Source organism: Flammeovirga kamogawensis (assembly GCF_018736065.1).
Classification (GTDB): domain Bacteria; phylum Bacteroidota; class Bacteroidia; order Cytophagales; family Flammeovirgaceae; genus Flammeovirga; species Flammeovirga kamogawensis.
Map to the genome: position 1 here is coordinate 1,582,498 of NZ_CP076129.1, position 24,746 is coordinate 1,607,243.

Sequence of the window (24,746 nt, forward strand, 5' to 3'; positions counted from 1 at the left end):
ATTTTTTGAGATAATTCTGTTAAAATAATTAACCTTTAAGGTGATTTAATGTTAATTAAGAGGTGTATTTTATATACTTATTAATAAATATTAAGAGACGGTAGAAATATAAATATTTAAAGTAACTTTGTCTTCTTTTCTACTTTGTAAAGTGTAATTTAAGGATTTAAAAATCCACTGTTTTTATCATTTTACAGCATTAATACCTTTTTGGTATTGATAGTAAAGTACTAAATAAACTTTTCTGTTATTTTTAAAGTATCAGATTCAGTAGAATAATGAATACCTTTTGCGTTCATGAAAGTGTTTTTTTGATTTAGTTGGATAGGCTGACCATAACTATCAGTTGCTATTAAATTTAACGTTATAAATAGACAGCATGATGCAGCATAATCCCAAATGCTTCCACCACCATTTACTTTCTTTGGAAATTTGAAATAACAACTAGGAGCATTCTCTAACACCCAGATAGCATTCATAGCTGCTCCGCCATGACTAATAATTTGAAGGTTATTCCCATATTTTTTGATAAAATCGTTTTTAATTTCCATAAACCTAGGATGCTCAAGGAAACTTCTATCAAACACTAAAGTAAAATGATTTTGTCTGTTCAACTGAAAAGGAATATCATTTTTAAAAACTCCATCATCTTTAATAGCGTGATAAAGGTTGTTTTCTACTAAATCATAAATTACACCAATTTGCGGAATACCTTTTTTATCAACTAATGCAATTGAAATACTGTAACCCGAAGTTTGTTCTATAAACGGAAGTGTACCATCTATTGGATCAATACATAAAAAATAATCTTTATTAAATCGGCTATTATCATCTGCACTTTCTTCAGTAAGTATTCCTAGATCATATTTTTTAATTTCCGTTTTTAATTCGTTTAAAATAAGTTCTTGGCTAAGTCTATCTACCTCTGTAACAACTTGAGAGGCTAAATTTTCTCCAGTATTTTTATTTTCTACCTTCAGTTTCTCCTTTGGGTAGTTCTGTATTAGCAATGCCGCCTTTATTGTACACTCTTTTATAGAGTAACACAAATCGATAAAATTTATGCTCATTTCTTCAAATTTTAAGTTATAGATCAAATGATAACACTATATTTTCAATTCGTATCGCTATTTCATAAAGTGTTTTTCAAAGGTTAAAAGTATAAATATATTCAAGCTTTTAGCAACTAACTACTCTATTTTTATGAAAGCTTATTTTACTCTATTGTTATTCCTTAATTCTGTGCTTTTGTGTTTTTCCGCTGATATCACTTGGATAGGAGCAGATGGTGTGGATGGAAATTGGAATACTGCATCAAATTGGGACGGAGGAGTACCAAACAGTACTGATAATATTACTATTGATTGTAATTGTGAGATTGATGTAACCTCAGATCTTACAATAAATAGCTATTTAAAAGTAAAATCAGGTACAACAATTAATATGAATAATAAAAAGCTATCGATTACAAGTGAAGGAACTGAATTTAGAAATGGAGGAATTATTACAGCTATTGCAGAATTTAAATCTGATGTTTCAAATATTGAAATCTATAATTCTGGTGAAATTTCTGCAACAAGGATTCATGGAGGAAAAGATCATACAAGTATAATTACAAATTGGAGTGCGGGTGTAATTAAAGTTTCTGGAGAATTTCATTTAGATGGTTTATTAAAAAATTATGGGCTGTTAGAAGTTGATACAAAAATGAAAATTCATGGAGGTTATGTTAAAGGTGGAGGTACCATTCAAACACAAACTTTTGATATGTCTGATGAAGATAGTAGAGGTGCAATTTTAGCAAATCAAGTAATCACTACCAGTGATGGTTGTACCGGTACCAGTGTGACTTTTAATGACGAATCTTTTGAAGATTTTAATAATTCACTACCAGCAGGAGTAACAGTTAATGATGATAATGTGTATGTCTGCGGATTTAATAATAATGATGTTGCTCTACCAATAGAACTACATTCGTTTTCTGTTAGGAAAAGTAGTGCACAAGTTATTATAGAATGGGTAACAGCATCAGAGGAAAATAACTCTCATTTTATTATTGAACGATCTAGTGATGGCCGAAATTGGAAAGATATAGCTAGAGTAGAGGGCGCTGGAAATTCTAATGTTTTATTAAATTATTCTTTTTCTGACAAAGCACCTTTAGATGGTGTTAGTTATTACCGTTTATTACAAGTAGACTTTGATAGAAACTTCGAATACTTTTCTGCTAAATCTATTAAATTTGATTTTGTAGAAGACTTCAACATTATAGCGTATCCAATTCCAACTCAAAATTTTGTGTATATTAAATCAAACCAGATTGGATTTTTAAAAAACAGAGTTAATTTATATACATTAAATGGAAAAATAGTTACAACTCAAATTATTATAACACCCTCGTCAGAAGATATAATTTCTCTCAACATATCCTTTTTACCTAAAGGAATATATATCTGTAAATATTTAAATCAGACTATTAGGGTATTAAAAGAATGATCTAAACAGTTAAAATTAGATGGTTGGTGTTATGAGTTATGTTTTAAATAGGATTATACTTATATTTTATATGTTTATTGTATTTGATGTAACGGATTAATTTATTTTTTATTCCAATTTTATTGTACTAATGCATGTTATTATGTTAATGTTTGGTTGAATTAGTGTATAATTTGAATTTTTTAGGAATAAATTATGTTCATATAATTTTTAGAATATATATTTGTGTTAATAAATATAAATAACCTACTTCATTTTAATAAATTATATGACACAATCGAAAACATTTACCCTTTGCTTTGCTTTTTTTATTTTAGTATTTAATAACCTAAACGCAACCGATATTTCTTGGACAGGAAATGGCGATGGTTCAAATTGGAGTGATGGAGCTAATTGGAGCTCAAATTCAGCTCCAGAAATATCTAATGAAATTACTATAGATTGTAATTGTACTGTAGTTTTATCAGCGGAGTTTAAATCAACAGGATCAATAATAGTAGCTTTAGGGAGTACTTTGGATGCATCATCTACTAAAATTAAATTAGATGCCGATAATGCATATATCACAAATTACGGAGTTTTACTTGCGAACGAACTGAAAGCTGAAGTACATACAGGTACTATAATTAATAATTATGGGCAGATCACAGCTGAAAAGTTTGAAGATAAGCATGTTCCTAATGCTTCTACTTTTAATAATTATTCAGATGCAACTCTTACAGTAACTACTAAACTCCATTATCATGGTACAATAAATAATTTTGGTACTATAGATGGCGGGAATGTATCTGATAAAGTTGAAATACATGGAGCTACTTTGACTGGAGGTGGTGAAACAATTGCTGATAATATTATAATTAAAAGTGAAGGTGATGATTCTAATGCATATGTAGAAAATCAATCTTTTACAACATCAGATGGTTGTGCAGGAGGGTCTTCAGTGACATTTAATGGAAGTGAATTTAATGATGTAAAGGATGCTATTGCAGCAATAGATGGTTATTCTTTTCATAGCAATGATGTTTATGTTTGTGGTACTAATAGTATTGGTGTAGACCTTCCTATTGAGTTAACTTCATTCGTGGTAACACAACAAGAAAATGATGTTTTAATTGAATGGGTAACAGCATCAGAAGAAAATAACTCTCATTTTATTATTGAACGATCTAGTGATGGCCGAAATTGGAAAGATATAGCTAGAGTAGAAGGTGCAGGAAATTCTAATGTTTTATTAAATTACTCTTTTTCTGACAAAGTACCTTTAGATGGAGTTAGTTATTACCGTTTATTACAAGTAGACTTTGATAGAAACTTCGAATACTTTTCTGCGGTAGCTGTAATTAGAGAAGTGGTTGCAACATTAGCATTAAAGGCCTATCCAGTACCAGCGAATAACAATGTACAAGTACTTTCATCAGAAAATGATTTTACGGGAAATACTTTTAAAGTATTTAGTGCTTCTGGCCATGATGTTACAGATTTAGTGACTTCTTCTAGCAAAGCCAATAGCGAAATTACTTTAAATATATCCTCGTTAAAACAAGGTGTTTATATTTTTAAGACAAGAACTCAAATGGTTCGTTTTCACAAAATGTAAATTGTAGATAAGTGTATACTTTATAAGAGCAATTAATAGTGATAATATGTTTAATAATATCATTATTAATTGCTTTTATATTTATGTTACTTCAGTATTTCTATAACTTCTTGAGCCATTTTTTCTGAGTAACTATTTATTTTCCAATGTCCCGGACTCCAACCTTTTAGAAACCTATGGAAGTCTGTCCATGCAATAGGGAACAGTGCTCTCCATTCTTTTTCAACATCATTGAAATCTAAAGATGGGTTGTGTTTTTTAAGACCTTTTCTTAAAGCATTAAAATAAATAGATAGTAATTTATTTTCATATTGCTCACATTCCTCTTCGTTTAAGCAACTACCTATAAAGTAAGCAACATCTTTCATTCCACAGCCTCCACCCACATATTGGAAGTCTACTGCGGCTACCTTTTTACCATCAATAGAAAAACAAAAGTTAGCCAATTTAGCATCTCCATGAACAAGTGTTATGTACTTTGCATTATTTAATGTTTCATCTAACTTACTTGCTATACTCTTGAGTCGTTTATCGTCTAATTCTTTTAATTCATCTGGGCGAGTAGCTAAATGCCAATAAGTACCAATTTCCCACAAGTTTGTTGGCTTGGTTCCCATAAAAGAAGCATGAAAATTAGCTAACCATTCTAAACAACAGGTTATTTCATTCCAACCAACTTGATTCAACCTTTTTGGAAAACCACTACTGTCTAAATCTTCAAGTACAATAAGTACTTCATCATTATGAGTTTCTAATGCAAAGCATTTAGGAATTCGGCAAGAATCATCACATAGTAAACTGAAGTTCTGATACCATGATGTCTCAACTTTATACGATTTTAATTTTCTCTCATGAGAGAGACTTGTATTCCATCCTCTGGGGTGCTTAGTATCGTCTGGGTATTGAACATGTTTAACAACAACACATGAATAAGAACCACCTTTTAAACTATAACGAATGATACTACCGTACCCACTCCATAGACTTTGGATAACTTCTACTTCTTCTAAAGATGAAGCACCTGTTGATTTTAAAATGATATCCTTAAAATGCTGATTCATATTTGCGAATGTTTTTTTGGCAAAGATACATTTTTTGCTCTAATAAGGTCTTTGATGTACCTTTATAAAAAATAGAAAACATGACAAAGCAAGAATTAAAAGAATATGTTCTAAATGAACAACTTACAAATATTACAAATGCCTTAAAGAATATGTACAGTCGTACTCAGGCTTTTTATTTTCAAGTAACAACAACTTTTACAATTGCAGAAAATGGAAGGTACGAGGTTTCTACACCAGATAACTTTCCTGTTTTCACTCCTAAAGGACAGGGTTTTTTAGAAGATGGAGGTGATTATTTTAGAGGGGAATTGAAATTAAGAGATTTATCTAAAGAAGACCCAAAACAAATGGCTTTAGATTTAATAGAAGTTACATTAGGGAATGCATAGTTATAAAATATTCCTACATTTTTGTCGTTTTTGATGTTAATTTCGAGTTATGAAAACAGGACATAAATTACTTAATACCTAAATAAAAAGAATAGTTTGTTTTATCTTTTAATCAAGTCTAGAAGATAGTTATCAAAAAATGAAGTTAGAAAAATTTGCGATTAAAGATTGGATTGTACTTGGTAAGACTGAGTTTCTTCCTCCTAAAAAAATTACTGACGAATTGTTAGATGAGGCAAGAATTATTCATGTAGTGAATGGAAATTCCCACCTGTATTCCGCTAATAAAGATATCAAGTTAACTAAGGGTGATACACTTATTATGAAAACAGACAATTTTATTAATACATGGCAAGAAAATGGAGTTGATGAAAATACAATTGTTATAGTTTTTCAATTGACAGCTGCTTTATTGCAATTTTTATATAATAACGATTTGCCCCATTGGTTTATAGAAGGAGATAAGAAGTATAATCAATCTTTAGTGAAAGTAGAAGATCATCCATTAATAGCTTCTTATTACAATTCTCTTCAGCTTTATATTGATAATAATGAGTTGTTTTCTGAAGATATTGTAACTATCAAAATAAAAGAATTAATTTCAATACTTATCAATACCGACAACTCTGGAGAAACAAAGAATATTTTTGGTAACCTTTTTACAGCAAAGGAATATGAGTTTAAAGAAACAATTGCAAAAAATATTTTTGAAGATTTGAATATTGAAGATCTGGCATTTCTTTGTTCATTAAGCACTTCTTCTTTTAAAAGAAAATTCCAAACAGTATATGGAACATCTCCTAATAAGTACATAACATCTAAAAGATTAGATAAAGCACAAACTTTATTAAAAACAACAAACCTCACAATATCAGAAGTAGCATATGATTGTGGGTTTAGTGATGTGAGCTATTTTTCAAAATCGTATAAAAAGTATTATAACTCATCACCATCGGAACTTAGAAAATAACCAATTGGACCAATAATTCTAATACTTGACCCATAACTACCACAGTCTGCTAAGTAAAGAGTAGATATTTGTATTGTACCAAAAAAACAATACAAGATGAAAGCAATTCTAACTTTAGCAATCACTATTGCACTATCTACGAGTCTATTTGCTCAAACACAATCATTTACTGTTAATCGAACTGTAGAGGTTCCAATCGATTCTGTTTGGACAATTGTAGGTGTAAATTATGCTGATATCGCTAAATCGCATCCAAAACTTACAGCATCTCATTACATAAAAGGAACACCAATGAGTGGTGAAGGATGTGAACGTCTATGTAGTTTTTCTTCAAATGGGAAAAAATATACAAAAGAACGAATGACTGAATATAATGAGGAGGAATACTCGTTTAAAGCAGAAATTCTAGCTGTTAATGGGCTTCCGATAGATACCACTCAAAGTTATATGTTGTATAATTTAGATGCTGTAAATGATAGCACAACATCAATTTCTTTAACCATGGTATACAGAACAAATCCTGCTTTTTTAGGAAAACTGGCAAAAGGAAAATTTAAAAGAGGAATTGAAGATTATGCTCTTTCTATTCAGCATTACGCCTTAACTGGTGAAGAAGTGAACCCTGATAATTTTAAACAAATCAAAAAACTATATTAATACTTTTACTATGAAATCTAAAATTAAAAACTCGTCTATTCTAATTACTGGAGCTAATGGTGGTATTGGCATTGAAACAGTAAAAATTTTACTAGAAAAAGGAGCTAAAAGAATTGTATTAGCTTGTAGAACGCAAGAAAAGGCAGATAGAACGAAAGCACTTTTAAATTCTCATTATAAATTAGAAGCAAAAGGTGGTTTTGATATGCAAAATAAAGAGGCTATTGTATTAGCAGTCTCAGAATTACCAAAAAATGAAAAGTTTGATATTGTATTTTTTCAAGCTGGAGGAATGGTCGTCTCAAATGATTATCAGTTTATTGAAAATACTAATGGAAATAGAATCGAAAAAACAATTTATCAGAATGTAATGGGTTCATATATAACATTAAAAGCATTACTGCAACAAGATCTGATTGCAACTGGTGGAAGAATTGTTTTTGCAGGTGGCGAAGGTGCACGTGGTATTGAAGGAATGATTGCAAAACCAGAATATGACTCTGTAGATGATTTAATAGGAGCAGTTTTTAATGGGAAAGGAAAGTACAAAGATATAGATGCTTTAGGTATCTCTAAATTTATGAGTGGGCTATTAATTCAAGAATTAGCAGAAAGAGATTTGAATCACGAATACGTTTGGTTTTCACCAGGTCTTACAGCAGGTACTAACGGTTTAGTAAATGTTCCGCCAATTAAAAGGTTCATGTTTGAAAAAGTTGGGTTCCCGATGATGAAACTTTTTGGAATGGCTCAAGGACCAAAAGAGGCAGCCATGAAATATGTAGAATGTTTGGATGGTAAATATGGAAAAACCGGAGACCTTATTGGTGCTCCTGAAGGTAAAACTTTGGGTAATTTAGTAGATCAAAAACCAATGAATGCAGGGTTGTCTAACCACGCGTTTAGAAAAGCATTCTTACAAATTGCAGAACAGGTAGCTTAAATATAGAGTAATCAAAAAATCAATCAAACTTCAGGTTGTACTGTTAGTTTGATTGATTTTTCATAAATTTCCTTATTTCTCGATTACAAAATTTTCATCAATTGCCCAGTCATAAAACTGGTTTATCCAATTGTCAGATGCTAAACCTAGTTTTCTCATTCCAAATCCATGTCCACCTTTACTAAACATAATAAGGGCTGCCTTATGTCCATTATTTACCCAACTATTGTATAAGTTGTTAGCACCCATTGCCAAATTTAGCGGATCATTTTGAGCACAAACTACTAGCATTGGAGGTGCATCGTTTCTTGGAAACCTTATAGGCATAACTTCTGTCCAAGGGTAAACATTTACAATAAAATCAGGTCTGTTTTCATTATTATAGTAATAACTAGTACCCATTGCCACAGCACCCCCAGCAGAAAATCCCATGAAGCCAACTTTATTTGTATTTATATTAAATTTCTCAGCATTTTGCCTTACATAAAGAATTGCCTCAAAAGCATCTCTAATTGAATAAGGAAGTACTTGATTAATAAGTTGAGAAAATAAAACAGGATCTTCTTTTGAATATCTATCTACTTCATCAACTGATTCTTTAGAAGTGGGAGTTAATCTATATTTAAGCACAAATGCAGTAATTCCTTTTTTATTTAGCCATTTAGCAACTAATCTACCTTCAGACTCTATACTGTTTGCCATCAATCCTCCACCAGGAGCAATAATTACAGCAGTTCCATTTGGTTTTTTGGGTTGATAAACCTCAATTGATGGAATAGAAATATTTGTAATAACATCAGTTTGCCAGTTCTTATAAAAGAAAGCCCTTTCTTCTCCTTTCCATTCTATATGATCTGCTGGAGTGAAAGGTAGATTAATTTGATTTTGTCCAGATGCAATTAATCCTGTCATTAAAAAAAGGTTTACTGCAAAAAAGTAAAAGTGTCTGCTCATCATAATAAATTAAATACAAATAAAATAGTGCTGCTATTCTATTTAAGAAGTTTACAATCTTGTAAAATTATTTCACTGCTAAAGTTATAATTTGTTTTTCTATGCTGAAGAAGAAAGTTGTAATTTTATTTAGTTAGCCAGGTCGTTGTGAAATAATAAAATGTATTCTGTTGGTAAATTATACGTTTCTGTGAGTCCATAACCTCTTTAAAAGTGGTCTGAGAGTGTTTTTTATCAATTTTATTCAAGATAATTGAATTAGAGAATTTACTATTTTAATTATCACACACTTATTATTGACTATGAACATTTTTAAACTACTATCTACCACAGCAACTATTTATTTCATTTTGTTATTCCAAGTTTCTGCACAAAATGAAATAGAAATAACAGGTAAACAATTCTTTCCAGAAAAAGTGGTAATGGCTTTAGCACACCCTTATTTTAATTATAGTGGAGACTATGCTTACCTTAAAGGAATGCGTTATGAAACAACATTTGGTTTAAACGAAGATGAGCTTAATGGAAAGTACAGAACTGCAGTACCTCAGGTTTCTGTAATGAGTAACCCTATGGAAACAGAAGATGCTTTTGCGTATGAAATGAAAGCTGCAAAATTAATGGGGATAGATGGTTTTAAATTTGAATTCAGACCGCTGAATAATGATTTTTACCTTCGTAGATTTAAAAAAATTATAACTACTTATATTAAGGTTGCAGAAGAAAGAGAAATAGATTTTAAGTTCTCTCTTACAATTGTAATGGATAGAAAAGCATCTATTTCTGCAGATGAGCTTTTATCTAAGACAAAGAGCAGTTTAACTGAAATTATAACTCTTGCAGATTTGTCTGATAAATGGTTGAGAACCGGTAACGATAAAATAATAATTTTTACTAAAGGAACGCAAAAAGTTATTGATGAGGGATTAAGTAAAAATTACTCTAAAAATTTTGTGAATAACCCAGATTTAATGAAAAGGGTTGCTGAACAATATGCGTATTTAAAAGATGGTATGCCTGATGATTTAGCTTTTGTATACCAAAGTAGTGCATTAGCAAATAACCACCTTACAAATTTAATTCTTGACTATTTCCCAGCTGTATATAGTTTAAAAGGAATTCAGTCTTATAAAAAAGGAGTTGAAGCAATTAGAAAAGTTTGTAAAAACAGAGGAAGAGCATACATACAATGTGCCTTTGCAGACCAACAAGGTGTACAAATGTTTAGAAGAACCGATAAAGCAAAACTTACAGAAGGATCTAGTATTGCAAAATCAACAGAAGTAGGAGATGCATTTGTAAAAGCAAATAACCATAAACTTACTTCAACATTTAGAACTATGATGGGGAAATCTGTAGAGCATAATGCAGATATGATATTTATTGATTCATGGAATTATTTTGATGATGGTTCTCATTTTGCTCCAGAATTACATCATGGTTATGGATTAGGTTTACTGTTGAAATATTATAAAAATGTTTGGAAAGGAAATCCAAACCCAATTGATGAAGAGTTAGTAATTACATCTTACAAGAGTAACGATATTTTAGATTTACATAAAAATAAAGGGGTTGATGTATTTTTAATCAATAAATTCCATAAAAGAGAAGCTCTTGATAGCATAGAAGTTGTTACGTTATTAAAAACAGAAGCAGAAGTGTATTGTAATAATACATATTTAGGGTTTGCACCTGCTGGATTACATGCATTTTATATCAAAAAAGAAAAAGGAAATGTATCAATAGAAGTTAAAAGAGATAGAGAAACAATTATTGCTTATGATACCCCTAAAGAAATTGCTTTAAGTTCTGATAAAACAGATTACTTAACATATATATTTACAAATTTTGATAGATCTTATGCTAGCTTATTTCAAAATTTAATTCTTGATGTAGAAATGCAAAAAATGAGAAAACGATTCTTGATCTCAGGAACACAACAACTTGAATGGAAGTTAGCTGCTGGAGAATGTTTTTATAATAACCTAGAAGCGATGTTAAGTTACGGACATGATTCTGGAAAATATATTGCAACAAAGGAAAAGAATTACAAGAAATATAAACTTCAGATTAAGAATATTCTTTCTGGAATGGATTATAATATATGGTTGGAATTAGAAGAAAGTGCTAAAAATAATCAAGGTATCTTATCTTTAGAAGATGAAGGAAACGGAGTTCTGAAAGGGTATAATATCTTAGAGGCTACTCAATCATTAAGATAAATACACGCCCTCACATTAAAATCAAAATTTTGATAAATGTGAGGGCTTTTGTCTTTTAAAAAGAAAAAATATTACCTTTAGTTGTTCGAGAAAATTATTTATTGTTTTAGTTAACAGATAAGAATGCTAAAAGGTAAAATACAAGACTACAATCAACATAAACAGTGGCTAAAAGATTTTTTTAATGGAGAGTTTATACACCCTAATTTTTTAAATGTTGATAGTGACAATGGAGTAGGCTTTATTTTTTTTTATAAAATACACCCAGGTATCTATTTTATGGTTTTTAATATAGAAGCTAAAGTAGATATTCCATTTACTGTAGATTACAGTTCGTCTTTATATTTTGATTATATCGCTTCATTTTTTAATGCTGATATTGTTTTTGAAGGAGAAAATAATGAAGAAATAAGATCAAATGGTTTTTATACTTGTACAAAAGATACAATTATAAATAGTAATGTGAAGGCGGGGCAACTGATAAAACACATTAATATTTTTTATTCAAAAGATACACTAAGAGAAATCGATGATGTAGAAATAAGTGAGTATTACCTAAACAGATCATCTTTTTTCCATTTCTTTGAAGAACGAAATGATATTAAGGCTTTTAAAATGAGTCTTACTGAAATTATAAAATACTCAACCATTTTAAAAACAAAAATATTGCCTGTAAAAATGCAAGAGTTGTATTATATGTTTTTAAATGGAATTAAAAAAGTTGATCTATCTACAACGGCTCACAATCATAAAATTACTGAGGAACAACTCATTGCCTTATTTAATATTCGTCAGGGAATCCTTGAAAATTTAAACAAACGCCCTGATGTTGGCGATCTGGTTTCTAAATCAGGGATAGATAAAACATTAATACAACAATTATTTCATGAAGTATTCGGTCATACTATTTACAATTTCTATATGGTGAATAGAATGGAAAGAGTTAAGAATATTTTATTAAAAGGAAAATTGAGTATGTCTGAAATTGCTGAAAAATTTGGATTTAGTCATGTACAACATTTTTCTAGTACATTTAAAAAATATTTTGATGAATCGCCTAGTAGATACCAAAAGTTGAATAAATAATTTGAGCAAATAAGTATAATTTTTGACCTTTTAATGGAAATTCATCTGGTAGAAAACATCGTATAAGTAGTAAATGATAACTATAAATTTTACTACGATGTTAAATACAATTCACCAATTTCTATCAACAGACAATAACCTTTTTGAAAGAGTATTAGACTACTGTAAAGAGAAAGAACTTACAACACACAAAGCTTTTAGAATTTTTCCATCAGAAGAGAAACTTAAAGAATTTGTAAACGAAATACTCGGTACTGATATTAATAATAGAATTGATTATCCGTATTCCCAATATGATGTAAAAAATTATAATTATTTATTAGATACCATTTATGACCTTCTAATTAGAATGGACAATAAAAATGATATCTATACTTATAAAGATCATCTTATTAATTTGTATAGATTGTAAATAGAACTACTTAATAAATTCTTTATTCTTTAAATAGGAAACGTAATCCAAATCTGAAACCTGCAATAGTATAGGTTGATTCTTGAGAGTACATTGTAGTTTCTGGTTCAATGTACGTATTGTATTTTTGGCCATTAATAATCCATACTTTTCCAAACCTTAAATTTATAGGCAAAGTTACAGAACTATGTTCAAAAGAATAAGCAAATACAGGTTCTGTTTCTAAGTAAAAACCTTGATTTAAATGGTAAGTAATACTTGGTTGTAATTGTACTTGATTGGCATCACTTTTATTCATATCTCCAGCAACAGAGTGAAGATATTCCAGTAAAAAATCAACTTGCCACCTTCCCATAGATGGGTTGTTGAAGGAAAGGCCAGCAGCTAAACCTAAAGAAAATTTACCAGAGCCAAAATTACTATTTGTAGCTGTAGGTAAATAGGCAAGAGGTCCTAAACTCCAAGCTCCCCAACTGTATCTTTTAGGAATGATCATGTCAAAAACTTCAGTATCTCCTAAGCCAAAGGTATTTTGAGTGGTGTTGAGCCCTTTAAAAGTAACACGAATAAGGTGATCCCAACTACCTTTGTTTTTTCCAGATAATGGTAGTACAATCCGAACTCTAAATTGATTTTTGCTAAAATCATCTGTAGACGTTAGAGGTTCCCAAAAGTCTTCTAATTGAAGTTGCCACATAATTGCTGTTGGGTCAGTTGCTTTTCTTGATAACGAATCGAGTTCTGAATTTTGAGCAATTAATTGATTTGAAAAAGATAGAAATAAAAGAAAGAGTAAGATTCTAATCATATACTAATTTACATAGAAATTGATTAATTATTATAAATAATACCGATAGTTAATTTATTTATAATGACTAGATTTTTGATAGATAATCTTTAACTTATCACTCTAAAATTTAGAAAATATGAAAACATTAGAAAGAATTGCTGCTTTAAATAATAATGATCAAGTAGTAAATCATGAATTTTTACTCCATGAAGATCATTATGAACTTCTTATGGATTTAGCTGAAGCAGAAACGGATGATGAAGAAGAAGAATTATTTAAAGTAATGAATGAAATTCCTAATCTTCCATATATGGCTTCTGTTATAGAACTTTGGGAAAACACTGTAGGTTCTGCAGCTATCAAAAAAGAAATTGATGCTGGTCATAAAATTACTATGGCAGAAAAAACAGAGTTGGAAGAAACCGTTTGTGAAGATTTATCAGATGGTTTTACAAGGTATACAGTAGATATTGATGGTGAGATTATTAGAGTACAAGTTGTACCATCAAATTAATCTAAGAGAGATAAAAGAGAATAAGGTAGTGAAGAGCTACCTTATTTTTTTGCAAAACATTTTTACCAGAACTGAGTTCTCATCCATGTATTAATTAATATCAACTTTATATTATCAATTAAATTAAAGCTATGGTTATTCGTATTATTATTTTCTTGTTAATTAATTTTTTAGGTCTTGGAATAGGAGGTTTTTTTACGGGTAAAGGTGTTCCTTCAGAATGGTATCAAACTTTAAATAAAGCTCCATGGACTCCTCCAGGGTGGGTTTTTGGTTTTGCATGGTCAACTATAATGCTATTATTTTCGGTTTATTTAGGTGCTTTATGGAATAAGGTTCTTGATAAGAATGTATTTATGATTGCGTTTGGTTCTGCCTTCCTTTTAAATGTATTATGGAACCCTGTTTTTTTCTATTTTCATTATATGTTTCTTGGCTTAATTGTAATTGTATTACTTTCAATGTGTGTGATGTTTTTTATTTTTAAATATCAGACAGAAATGAGATGGTTAACTTTACTTATTGCTCCTTATATAATATGGTTGTGTATAGCAACTTCATTGAATGCGTATGCAGTAATTTTTAATTAATTTTTTCTTTCAATAATACAATAACTAGCAATTAGAGTGTAAACATGATTTATAGTTTTAAATCATTAATCTGACTTGTAATATTTCCAATAAGTATCTTACAATGTATGTGTAAAACATTGATTAGTACAATGTTAAAATTTTTTTAATTATATCTTCTTTTTTATATCTCATAAATATTTAATAAATTAAGTCAACAAACCAATACCACAACTAATAGAATAAGTATGCAACTCCACTGCGAAAATCAATTATTACACAATTCATTTTCATTATTCCAAAATAAAAAGTTAATCTCCACACTTGATGAAAAAAAATGGCTTAATACCATTTTAGGATCATGGAAAGGACAAAAGTTTATTTTTAAATATACTTCTATCTGGAATACAACAAAGGTGAAAATTTGTACTGATGAGTATAAGAAAATAGGGGAGATAAAATGGAATCTTTTAAAGAATAAAGCTTCTATTGTAATAAATGATAAACGCTATACTTGGTCATATAAAAGCCTCATAGGTAACAAATGGCAAATTAAAGATCAGAACGAAGTTATAGTAGATTATACTACGAACTTTTCTACAGGAAGTATTTCCTCATCTTCAGAGAATGGATTATTATTCCTTACTGGTTTAACCATTCATCAATTCCATTATCAATCGGTTGCACTCTTAATTTGTACTTTAATTCCTGTTATAAGTAGTTTTATTGCTTAATTTGGTGTTTTATTTATGAAATCTTGTAATTTTCTTACATTACTGTTTTTTATTTTGTAGAAACTTCTCAAGTTTGTAACTTAATAATAAATACCCGTACATATTAAGCTTGCTATACAAATTAAATGAAAAACTATCTGATACTCTTCGTTACATTCTTTGTATCCTCATTAGGTTATGCATCTACAGAAAATGCATATTACCATGTTTGGAACGATCAACAGCATAATGAAATTGCTGATGCTCAACTTATTTTAGTAAAAGATGCAAATGTTATTTTAGAACAAGTTGATGGATCAATATTCGAATATCCTATTCAACAGTTGTCATCAGAAGACGTTAAATTTTTAGAGACTGAATATGGTTATCTAAATTTAATTGATTCTAGAATCTCGGCTTCTACTTTCCACTCTAATTGGGTTATGTTGGTAGCTATTATTGTTTTATTAGGAGGTTTTGTACTTTCTTATTTTTCTGAGCATAAAACAAATTATATAGCTACAACATTTTTATTAGCTGGTTTTACATTATTTGTGCTTGCATGTACAAGTCCTTATGTAGACAATGTTGATAAAGAAGTGACCATCTTTATTAAGAGTCAGACAGATTCTGAGATTGTTCATGAAGTTTTTGATATTTTCCCAACAAATCAGTCTCAAAATTATGGAAATCAAAAAGATTTAGATGGCTCTTTTGCAGAAAGTGCTAAAAAAGAGAATACCTCAAGTGATAGTAATTCATTTGTAGTATTTGATTAATAGAAAAAAGTTCTATTCAATATGATTTTGTTCTTCGTCAAGAAGACTATTCTTTAAGAAATTAAATTGATGTTTTTGAATTTCATTATATTCAAAAGCATCAATTTTTTTATTTTCTAAGGTGTTTTCAATTCGAATTACACGTGCATTCATCAGTTGATTCGCTGGTAATTCAATTTGTGTTTTCTTTCCTTTAGATATAGTTTGCTTTAGTTTATACTCAATTATTTGATATTCACTAGAGGAGTCTGTTATAGCGATTGAAATAGTATTGATGTTTATATCAGATAAGTTTTCAAAATATCCAATACTTTTTTCTTTTGAAAAGGAAAACATTGCATTAAAATCAGGTGCATTATTTTTTCTATAACTTAGTTCTTCTATGTAACTATTGATCTGTTGCTTATCCATTTTCCTTTGATCAGAGGAAACTAATAAAGATTTCAAAAATATATCCTCATAACTCATTCCGTCTATTGATGTGTACCATTCTGATTCATAAATAGGATTATCATAATTACTATTAAGAATAAGTAATGCATGACAAAATCTATCTTTTTCTTTCTCATTTAAAGATTTAAATAATAGATGAGATGATAATTTAAAATCAAGTTCACTTGTACTATTTACGGTCAAGTCTTGACCAAATATATTGTTTAGAGAATATAGAAGTACAATAGTTGTCAGTAAGTATTTCATTTTAGTGTAGTGTTATTTTATGTGTTGTGTTTGCTTCTATTGAACCTAACTGCAAAAAGAGTACTAGACTTTTAAAACAGATAAAGTATTTTATTATATCAATATTAAAAAGGCATGACTATTAAAAAATTTGAAGAAAGCATACCCTTGTGGAAAAATATGACTAAATTCTTTCTTAATTTGTTAGAACAAATTTTCATCTAAATAGTTATTATTCTCAAAACAACACATTATGAAAGGGTACCGATTTACAGAATATATACCTCCTGAAGCGAAAGAAGGAGATAAATTTTCAGAACTTCTTAAAATGTTCTTAGAACTCATAAATATTACTGGAGGCGATGTGTCTGAAACAATGAATTGGCTTAACAATTTAGACAGACAATATACGCTAACAGATAATACCTATGGAATGGGAGATTTTTATAAAGACTTAAAAGATAAGGGTTTTATAAAAGAAGATTTAAATACACAAGGAGAGTTTACAATTACAGCCAAAAGTGAACAAAAAATAAGACAATCTGCATTAGAAGAGATCTTTGGTAAATTAAAAAAAGGACAGAAAGGAGATCATAAAACACCTTTAACAGGAAACCAAGGAGATGAGACGACTTCTGATAGAAGACCATTTCAGTTTGGTGATGCTCTAGGCCAAATATCTATGACAGATTCGATTAGGAATGCCCAAATTAATCATGGGATTGATAATTTTTCGATCAATGAAAATGATTTAGAAGTGGTTGAGAAAGAACATAAAACACAAACATCTACAGTGCTTATGATCGACATCTCACATTCGATGATTTTATATGGTGAAGACAGAATTACACCGGCAAAAAAAGTAGCTATGGCTCTGGCTGAAATGATTAAACGAAAGTACAAGAAAGATACTCTTGATATAATTGTTTTTGGGAATGATGCATGGCAGATAAAAATTAAAGATTTACCTTATTTGCAAGTAGGACCATACCATACAAATACAGTTGCTGGTTTAGAGTTAGCAATGGATCTTTTAAGAAGAAGAAAGACAACCAATAAACAAATTTTTATGATTACCGATGGTAAACCATCTTGTTTAAAAGAAGCAGGTGGATATTATAAAAATAGTTTTGGTTTAGATCGTAAAATTGTCAATAAATGCCTAACCTTAGCCTCTCAGGCAAGAAGGTTGCGTATTCCTATTACTACTTTCATGATTGCGTCAGATCCTTATCTCAAAGAATTTATACATGAATTTACAGAAGCAAATAATGGTAACGCTTATTATTCTGGACTAAAGGGATTGGGCGATATGATTTTTGAAGACTATAGTAGAAACAAGAAAAAAAGAATGTAATTAAATATATACCATGAAGAAATATCAAGAACTTTCATTAGAAGATAAGCTGAAAATAACAACACTCGGAGCATTAAAAAGTGCAGGCTATCAATCAAGAACTGTTAAAGAAGAATTAAGAGAGAACCTTATTCAAAAGTTACAAAATAAAGAAAATCCTTTTACAGCAATTTGGGGATACGAAGATACTGTAATACCAGAATTAGAGCGTGGAATTTTATCTATGCACAATATTAATCTTTTAGGTTTAAGAGGACAAGCAAAAACAAGAATTGCACGTTTAATGATTCATCTTTTAGATGATGTAATTCCTGTAGTTGAAGGAAGTGAATTAAATGATGATCCTTTACAACCTTTGTCTTATACTGCTAAAGAAAAAATTGAAAAATTAGGTGATAACACACCAATTTTCTGGTGGAAAAGAGAAGATAGATATACCGAAAAATTAGCTACCCCAGATGTTTCTGTTGCCGATCTTATAGGAGACATTGATCCAATTAAAGCTGCCACAGATAAGTTAAGTTATTCTGATGAAAGAGTGATTCATTATGGATTGGTACCAAGATCTCACAGAGGGTTATTTGTTATAAATGAGCTACCAGATTTACAACCTAGAATACAAGTAGCTTTGTTCAATATTTTGCAAGAAGGTGATATCCAAATTAGAGGTTTCAAAATTCGTTTACCTTTAGATATACAGTTTGTGTTTACAGCAAACCCAGAGGATTACACAAACAGAGGAAGTATTGTAACACCACTGAAAGATAGAATTGAAACTCAAATTATAACACACTACCCTAAAGATTTACAGATTGCAAAAAAAATCACCTCACAAGAAGCGAACATAAAGCCTGCTCAGTTAGAGAAAATAACCATGAATGACATCTCATGTAATTTGATTGAACAAATTGCTTTTGAAGCTAGAGAAAGTGAATTTGTTGATGAAAAAAGTGGAGTGTCAGCACGTCTTACTATATCATCAATGGAAAATCTGTATTCTGCTGCTGAACTTAGAATATTACTTAACTCAGAAGATAAAACGTATATTCGAGTAGCAGATTTAGTGGGAACGATTCCTGCAATTACAGGAAAAATTGAACTTGTTTATGAGGGTGAACAGGAAGGTGCAGGGGAAGTTGCACAATCACTTTTAAGCAAAGCAATTAGAAAGCAATTTTTAGGGTTCTTTCCATCTCCCGAAAAGGTGAGGAAATTAGAAGATAATCCATATAAATACATTATAGAATGGTTTGGAGAAGGTAACAGTATTGATATTTTGAATGACATGACCCATTCTCAATACCAAGACACATTAAACAGTGTTCCTACATTACGAGCTTGTGTAGAAAAATTACACGAAGGTTTAACAGAAGATGAAATTTATTATAGAATGGAATTTGTTTTACATGGGTTGGCAGAATTTAGCCAATTAAGTAAGCACCAACTTGTTGCAAAAACAAGCTTCTCAGATTTACTTTCAGGAATGATGAATTTCTCAAGTAGTGATTTTGAAGATGATGAAGACGATGAGTAGAAATTAAAAACAATAAACTCAATGTTTAAGAGCATAGACGATATTTTACCTTTTAATAGAGGAGGAATATTGTCTGTGCTTTTCTTTTTATGTAGTGGTTGACATTTTTACATTGTTATGCAATGCCCATATTTTCTATCAAAAACTATTTGATGATAGAATATTTTTATACATCTTCGAGGGCTATTTAGATTCATTTGAATATAATTAAGAAAATTTAGCTTTCTAGCTGTCACATTCTGATCTAAACTAGTGTTGTGATACCGTTATACAATGGTAACGCAATTAACCTATGTAAAACACATATTTTGATAAAATATATCAAAAAACATAATCATCAAAGAAATTAATAATGTCAGGGTCTACTACACATTTAGTACATACTATTCGATCTCAAGCAAATAAATATAAAGATAGAGATGCAGTTCGTTACAGAGTTGCAGATGGAATATGGGAAGGGATTTCTTGGACCGATTTTGCAAAAGAAATAGACAGTGTTTCTTTAGGGATGCTTGCTTCTGGAATTGGCGTACAGGATAAAATTGGTATATATGCTCAAAATATGCCAAACTGGACAATTACAGATTTTGCTGCTCAACAAATTAGAGCTGTTAGTGTTTCTATTTATGCAACGAGTACAGCAAAACAAGCAGCTTATATTATTAATGACGCTGGTATTAAAATAATGTTTGTTGGAGATCAAGAGCAATACGATAACATTATAGAAGTAGCTGAAGATTGTCCTTCTTTACAATATGTAGTAACTATGAAAAATAGTATTCATAGGAGAGGGCACAAAAAAGGATTACTTTGGGAAGAGTTTATTTCTAAAGGATCAAAAGATCAATATATAGAAATTGAGAAAAGAGTAGAAGAAGCAGATTTAAATGATTTAATGACGCTGATTTATACTTCAGGTACTACTGGTGTACCAAAAGGAGTAATGATGGATTACACCAACTTTGTTTCTCAATTTGAAGCTCACCTGGCGTTAATCGAATTTAATGATACATATACCAATCTTAGTTTCTTACCATTATCACATGTTTTTGAAAGAGCTTGGTCAACTTATGTATTGTATAGAGGTGCCATCAATTATTACCTAGAAGATACAACGCTAATTAAGGAAGCATTATTAGAAACATCTCCTGATGTAATGTGTGCAGTACCTCGTTTTTATGAAAAAATATATTCTACTGTTCATGAGAAAGTAGCAAAAGCATCTCCTACTAAAAAAGCAATTTTTAATTGGGCTGTAAATGTAGGTAAAAGATGTTTTGAATTAAGAAATTCTAATAAACAATTATCTGCTTTAGATAAATTTAAATATGGTATTGCCAATAAATTGATCTTAAGTAAATTCCAGAAATTATTAGGAGGTAATATTAAATTTATGCCTGCTGGTGGAGCAAAATTAGATCCTGAAATTGGCAAATTTTTCCATGCAATTGGCATTCCTGTAATTTTAGGTTACGGTTTAACTGAAACGTGTGCAACAGTAACTGCATGGCATATTAATCAGCCGTTTAATCCAGATTCTATTGGTACGCCATTAGAAGGAGTGGAAGTTAAAATTGGTGAGAGTAATGAAATTCTTGTAAAAAGTAAAGTTGTTATGAAAGGGTATTATAACAACCCTGAAGAAACAGCCAAAGTATTTACAGAAGATGGTTTCTTTAGAACTGGTGATGCCGGTGAATTTGATGCTGAAGGTAACTTAATGATTACTGACAGAATTAAAGAACTTATGAAAACATCTAATGGTAAATATATTGCTCCTCAAGTAGTGGAAGGGAAAGTAGGTAAAGATCATTTTGTAGAGCAAATAGCTATTATAGCAGATGGTCGTAACTTCGTTTCAGCCCTAATAGTACCTACTTTTATTAATTTAGAAGAATATGCAGAAGAAAATGGTATTAGTTTTACCAATAGAGAAGATCTAATCTTGAATAAAGACATTGTAAAAATGTATGAGAAAAGAGTAGAACTTTTACAGCATGATCTTGCTAAATTTGAAAAAATAAAGAAGTTTACTTTATTGCCTAATGAATTTTCTATTGAGAGCGGTGAGATGACACCAACTCTAAAATTAAAAAGAAAGGCAATTAGTGAGAGATATAAACAACAGATTGATGAAATTTACGCAAAGTAATTTCTCAATAGTGTAATGGATAGAAGAAGGTTGATGGATTGATAATCCGTCAACCTTTTATTTTTATTGATGCATTAAATAGTTCAAATTACCTTATTTCTTTTGTCTGTAGATTCAAGAACTTTAAAAGGTATTATTTTAATGATTACAAATTGAATTAATGCTATACAGGGAATATTCGAGATATTTTGAGCCTTATATCCAATTAAATGGAAAAATTTAAAAAGATTTACAAGTATTCTCTTAAAACCTTATACAAAAGTTTTTATTTCTGAGTTCATTTTAGGTAATTTACGCGTTAATTGAAATTAAACTCCTTTATTGTGTTTGGGTCAATAAATAGAATTACGTATAAAACGTATTTTTATCACCTGGATATGGAGCAAGATGGAGATTTAAGAGTAATTAATTTTTGAAGAAAATAATTTCAAAGTAGAATAATAATATGTCAGTACTATCTTTCCAAAAGCCAGATAAAGTAGTAATGGAAAAGACCGATAACACAAATAAGGGTCTTTTTGAATTCAAACCACTTGAAAGAGGTTTCGGTGCAACTATCGGTAACTCTTTCAGACGAATATTACTTTCATCTCTAGAAGGATACGCGGTAGTAGGAGTTAAATTTCCTAATGTCGTTCAAGAATCATCAAAAATTAATGGAGTAGTAGAAGAGGTATCTGAAATTATTCTTAATCTTAAGCAGATTCGTATTAAAAAAGCTGCTAATATTGAGGAGCCTTCACAAAAAATTAGTGTTGATTTCAGTGGTAAAACTCAACTTACTGCAGGTGATGTAGCGCAATTTACTGATGAGTATACAATCTTAAACCCAGATTTAGTAATCTGTAACTTAGATGGTGCTAATAGCTTAAATATTGAATTAACTGTTCATGCTGGTAGAGGTTATTTATCATCAAAAGATCAGTTAGTAAGTGATACTACAGATGCAGTTGGATATACACCAATTGATGCTGTATTCACACCAATCAAAAACGTGGAATACCATGTTGAAAATACACGTGTAGAGCAACGTACTGACTACGAAAAACTTGTAATTACAATTGAAACTGATGGTTCTGTAGATCCTCAGGAAGCGTTACAAGGTGCTGCAAACATTTTGATTCAGCATTTTGCACAAATCACGGATAAAGACATCACTTTTGAGATGCAAAAACGTGAGACTCCTGAAGAATTAGATCCTGTAGAAATCAAGAGACGTGCAATCCTTGAAACTTCTATTGCTGACCTTGAGCTTTCAGTTCGTGCTTACAACTCTTTAAAAGCAGGTGAAGTAAAAACTTTAGGTGATTTAGTTTCTCTTGAAATTCGTGACCTAATGAAATTCCGTAACTTTGGTAAGAAAACACTTACTGAGTTAGAGGAGTTATTATCTGAAAGAGATTTAACATTCGGTATGGATGTTTCTAAATATCGTTTAGGACAAGATTAATTTTAATCTTTTGTCTAGTCCGTCCATAGCGTTACAGATTTAGACTATTATATATTGATAGCATCGGGTGTAAGCTCGGTGCTATTTTTACTTTTATAAGTTCTCATTTTTATTTCACTTTGCTGATGCATCTCAACAGGTGTCTTCATATAATTACTCCAATGAGGCCTTTCATTATTGTAAATATATACAGATTCTCTAATAAATTTATTCATTAAATCGAGATCATTAATTTTTATTCCTAAAATAAATTCTTGCTTAAGAATTCCGTTTATTCTTTCTGCTACCGCATTTTGATAAGGATCGTAAGATTCCGTCATCGAGCACAATACTTTATTTTCCTGAAGATGTCGTTGATACTCGTGACTACAATATTGTAATCCTCTATCTGAATGGTGTATCATTGGTAAATCAACATAGTTTCTATTTTTCAGTGCTTCTTTTAATGCTGCAATAGCTCCATTTGCATTCAAACTATCTGATACATTTAACCCCATTATTTTCTTAGAATAGGCATCTGTTACTAAGGATAGATACATTGGGTTACTTCGCTCACCTATGTAAGTTATATCAGAAACTAATACTTGTTCAGGTCTATTTATTTCCAAATGCTCAATAAGGTTTTTATGCTTTTTAAACCTGTGATGAGAATTTGTAGTGACATGATATTGTTTTTTAGGCTTGATATCGAGTCGATTAGCCCTCATGATATCAAAAAGCTTATCTCTACCTACATTTAGTAATTGCAATTCAGGAAGAAGTAATTGATATAATTTCCTTGTCCCTATTTTAGTTTGCTTCAAACGAATTCTTTTCACTAAGTCTACTACTTTAGATGCAATACTATTATTCTTTTTTACTTTCCTTTTCGAACGATAATAAATTTGTCGATTTAACCCAAGCAATTCACAAGTCGGTTTGACTCCTATTTTTTCTTCTTTTTTGAATTGGTCAACTGCTTGGGTAAAGACTTTTTTCTAATAGGAATATTAAACTCATCCTCAGCAATATCGATCATCATATCAAAGAAAATTGCTTTTTTATCTGTTACGTAGAGTTGTTTTTCTAAAGAAGCTTTTTGCTTCTCTAATAATAGAACCTTTTGTTCTAGCTCCAATAATTTTTGTTCTGGTGTCTTTCCCATTTTTAAATCAGATTTATTATCCCAATCTAAATTACCATACTTTCTTATCCAAGTACGGATGGTACCATGACCTTGTATTCCATATTTAAGTCTTGCTGCCGTTATACCTATTTCCCCTCGTTCCACTTCATCTACAACTTGTAATTTAAAAGAGTAGCTGTAATCTTTTTGTGTACGTTTAGTGTACTGATATTCTTGATCTTCATTCATAATGTTACGTTTTGTGTAACACTAATTCAGGACGAGACATTTTGATATAAATAAAGGCTGATAGAA

General features: G+C 30.2%; 24 protein-coding genes. 17 read left to right on the forward strand and 7 right to left on the reverse strand.

What is annotated here, in order from left to right:
- Nucleotides 1-230: 230 nt before the first annotated feature.
- Nucleotides 231-1,070 (reverse strand): 3'(2'),5'-bisphosphate nucleotidase CysQ family protein, encoded by an 840-nt coding sequence (locus KM029_RS24350; protein ID WP_144076402.1) that lies wholly within the window; start codon nt 1,068-1,070, stop codon nt 231-233.
- A gap of 133 nt (nt 1,071-1,203) precedes the next feature.
- Between KM029_RS24350 and KM029_RS24355 the strand changes: the two genes are divergently transcribed.
- Nucleotides 1,204-2,496 carry a T9SS type A sorting domain-containing protein gene (locus KM029_RS24355; RefSeq protein ID WP_144076403.1) on the forward strand — a complete coding sequence of 431 codons (1,293 nt, stop codon included), beginning with the start codon at nt 1,204-1,206 and terminating at the stop codon, nt 2,494-2,496.
- Nucleotides 2,497-2,764: 268 nt separating this feature from the next.
- On the forward strand, nt 2,765-4,093 hold the full coding sequence (locus KM029_RS24360; RefSeq protein WP_144076404.1) for a T9SS type A sorting domain-containing protein: 1,329 nt from the start codon (nt 2,765-2,767) through the stop codon (nt 4,091-4,093).
- An 86-nt stretch (nt 4,094-4,179) separates the two neighbouring features.
- Here KM029_RS24360 and KM029_RS24365 read toward each other — a convergent pair whose 3' ends face one another.
- Entirely contained in the window at nt 4,180-5,154 is a 975-nt protein-coding gene (locus KM029_RS24365) for an oxidoreductase family protein (protein ID WP_144076405.1), read from the reverse strand.
- An 80-nt stretch (nt 5,155-5,234) separates the two neighbouring features.
- Here KM029_RS24365 and KM029_RS24370 point away from each other — a divergent pair, with 80 nt between their 5' ends.
- The 4 genes from KM029_RS24370 (at nt 5,235) to KM029_RS24385 (ending at nt 8,116) form a co-directional block, all read left to right on the forward strand.
- Nucleotides 5,235-5,546, forward strand: coding sequence for a hypothetical protein (locus KM029_RS24370; RefSeq protein WP_144076406.1), 312 nt, complete (start codon nt 5,235-5,237; stop codon nt 5,544-5,546).
- A gap of 139 nt (nt 5,547-5,685) precedes the next feature.
- Nucleotides 5,686-6,516, forward strand: a complete 831-nt coding sequence (locus KM029_RS24375) for an AraC family transcriptional regulator (protein WP_144076407.1) — start codon at nt 5,686-5,688, stop codon at nt 6,514-6,516.
- A gap of 96 nt (nt 6,517-6,612) precedes the next feature.
- Nucleotides 6,613-7,173 (forward strand): SRPBCC family protein, encoded by a 561-nt coding sequence (locus KM029_RS24380; protein WP_144076408.1) that lies wholly within the window; start codon nt 6,613-6,615, stop codon nt 7,171-7,173.
- A gap of 10 nt (nt 7,174-7,183) precedes the next feature.
- Entirely contained in the window at nt 7,184-8,116 is a 933-nt protein-coding gene (locus KM029_RS24385) for an SDR family NAD(P)-dependent oxidoreductase (RefSeq protein WP_144076409.1), read from the forward strand.
- A gap of 72 nt (nt 8,117-8,188) precedes the next feature.
- Here KM029_RS24385 and KM029_RS24390 read toward each other — a convergent pair whose 3' ends face one another.
- Complete coding sequence (locus KM029_RS24390; protein ID WP_144076410.1) at nt 8,189-9,028, reverse strand: alpha/beta hydrolase; 840 nt, start codon at nt 9,026-9,028, stop codon at nt 8,189-8,191.
- 344 nt (nt 9,029-9,372) lie between these two features.
- Here KM029_RS24390 and KM029_RS24395 point away from each other — a divergent pair, with 344 nt between their 5' ends.
- The 3 genes from KM029_RS24395 (at nt 9,373) to KM029_RS24405 (ending at nt 12,790) form a co-directional block, all read left to right on the forward strand.
- A complete protein-coding gene (locus KM029_RS24395) occupies nt 9,373-11,292 on the forward strand; it encodes a glycoside hydrolase family 71/99 protein (protein ID WP_144076411.1) in 1,920 nt (639 codons plus the stop codon).
- Between the two features lie 123 nt (nt 11,293-11,415).
- On the forward strand, nt 11,416-12,378 hold the full coding sequence (locus KM029_RS24400; RefSeq protein WP_144076412.1) for a helix-turn-helix transcriptional regulator: 963 nt from the start codon (nt 11,416-11,418) through the stop codon (nt 12,376-12,378).
- Nucleotides 12,379-12,475: 97 nt separating this feature from the next.
- Nucleotides 12,476-12,790: a hypothetical protein gene (locus KM029_RS24405; protein WP_144076413.1), complete on the forward strand. Its 315-nt coding sequence runs from the start codon at nt 12,476-12,478 to the stop codon at nt 12,788-12,790.
- A 22-nt stretch (nt 12,791-12,812) separates the two neighbouring features.
- On the opposite strand, the gene KM029_RS24410 is transcribed toward KM029_RS24405, so the two are convergent.
- Nucleotides 12,813-13,598: a hypothetical protein gene (locus KM029_RS24410; protein ID WP_144076414.1), complete on the reverse strand. Its 786-nt coding sequence runs from the start codon at nt 13,596-13,598 to the stop codon at nt 12,813-12,815.
- A gap of 118 nt (nt 13,599-13,716) precedes the next feature.
- On the opposite strand from KM029_RS24410, the gene KM029_RS24415 reads away from it, so the two are divergent.
- The 4 genes from KM029_RS24415 to KM029_RS24430 all read left to right on the forward strand — a co-directional run bounded on the left by KM029_RS24415 (nt 13,717) and on the right by KM029_RS24430 (nt 16,155).
- Nucleotides 13,717-14,094: a hypothetical protein gene (locus KM029_RS24415; protein ID WP_144076415.1), complete on the forward strand. Its 378-nt coding sequence runs from the start codon at nt 13,717-13,719 to the stop codon at nt 14,092-14,094.
- Nucleotides 14,095-14,225: 131 nt separating this feature from the next.
- Nucleotides 14,226-14,684 carry a TspO/MBR family protein gene (locus tag KM029_RS24420; RefSeq protein WP_144076416.1) on the forward strand — a complete coding sequence of 153 codons (459 nt, stop codon included), beginning with the start codon at nt 14,226-14,228 and terminating at the stop codon, nt 14,682-14,684.
- A 227-nt stretch (nt 14,685-14,911) separates the two neighbouring features.
- The gene (locus KM029_RS24425; protein ID WP_144076417.1) at nt 14,912-15,397 is read left to right on the forward strand and encodes a hypothetical protein; all 486 of its coding nucleotides are present in this window, start codon (nt 14,912-14,914) and stop codon (nt 15,395-15,397) included.
- Nucleotides 15,398-15,522: 125 nt separating this feature from the next.
- Nucleotides 15,523-16,155 (forward strand): SHD1 domain-containing protein, encoded by a 633-nt coding sequence (locus tag KM029_RS24430; RefSeq protein WP_144076418.1) that lies wholly within the window; start codon nt 15,523-15,525, stop codon nt 16,153-16,155.
- A gap of 12 nt (nt 16,156-16,167) precedes the next feature.
- Here KM029_RS24430 and KM029_RS24435 read toward each other — a convergent pair whose 3' ends face one another.
- Nucleotides 16,168-16,854 (reverse strand): hypothetical protein, encoded by a 687-nt coding sequence (locus tag KM029_RS24435; RefSeq protein WP_144076419.1) that lies wholly within the window; start codon nt 16,852-16,854, stop codon nt 16,168-16,170.
- Between the two features lie 232 nt (nt 16,855-17,086).
- Between KM029_RS24435 and KM029_RS24440 the strand changes: the two genes are divergently transcribed.
- The 4 genes from KM029_RS24440 to KM029_RS24455 all read left to right on the forward strand — a co-directional run bounded on the left by KM029_RS24440 (nt 17,087) and on the right by KM029_RS24455 (nt 23,326).
- Nucleotides 17,087-18,190 (forward strand): vWA domain-containing protein, encoded by a 1,104-nt coding sequence (locus tag KM029_RS24440; protein ID WP_144076420.1) that lies wholly within the window; start codon nt 17,087-17,089, stop codon nt 18,188-18,190.
- Nucleotides 18,191-18,203: 13 nt separating this feature from the next.
- A complete protein-coding gene (locus KM029_RS24445) occupies nt 18,204-19,724 on the forward strand; it encodes a sigma 54-interacting transcriptional regulator (RefSeq protein WP_144076421.1) in 1,521 nt (506 codons plus the stop codon).
- A gap of 352 nt (nt 19,725-20,076) precedes the next feature.
- Nucleotides 20,077-21,876, forward strand: a complete 1,800-nt coding sequence (locus KM029_RS24450) for an AMP-dependent synthetase/ligase (protein WP_144076422.1) — start codon at nt 20,077-20,079, stop codon at nt 21,874-21,876.
- A 445-nt stretch (nt 21,877-22,321) separates the two neighbouring features.
- Complete coding sequence (locus tag KM029_RS24455; protein WP_144076423.1) at nt 22,322-23,326, forward strand: DNA-directed RNA polymerase subunit alpha; 1,005 nt, start codon at nt 22,322-22,324, stop codon at nt 23,324-23,326.
- Nucleotides 23,327-23,373: 47 nt separating this feature from the next.
- Here the strand turns inward: KM029_RS24455 and KM029_RS24460 are convergent, their stop codons facing one another.
- Complete coding sequence (locus tag KM029_RS24460; RefSeq protein ID WP_215586339.1) at nt 23,374-24,231, reverse strand: IS3 family transposase; 858 nt, start codon at nt 24,229-24,231, stop codon at nt 23,374-23,376.
- A 20-nt stretch (nt 24,232-24,251) separates the two neighbouring features.
- Nucleotides 24,252-24,680: a transposase gene (locus tag KM029_RS24465; RefSeq protein ID WP_205125428.1), complete on the reverse strand. Its 429-nt coding sequence runs from the start codon at nt 24,678-24,680 to the stop codon at nt 24,252-24,254.
- Nucleotides 24,681-24,746: the final 66 nt, after the last annotated feature.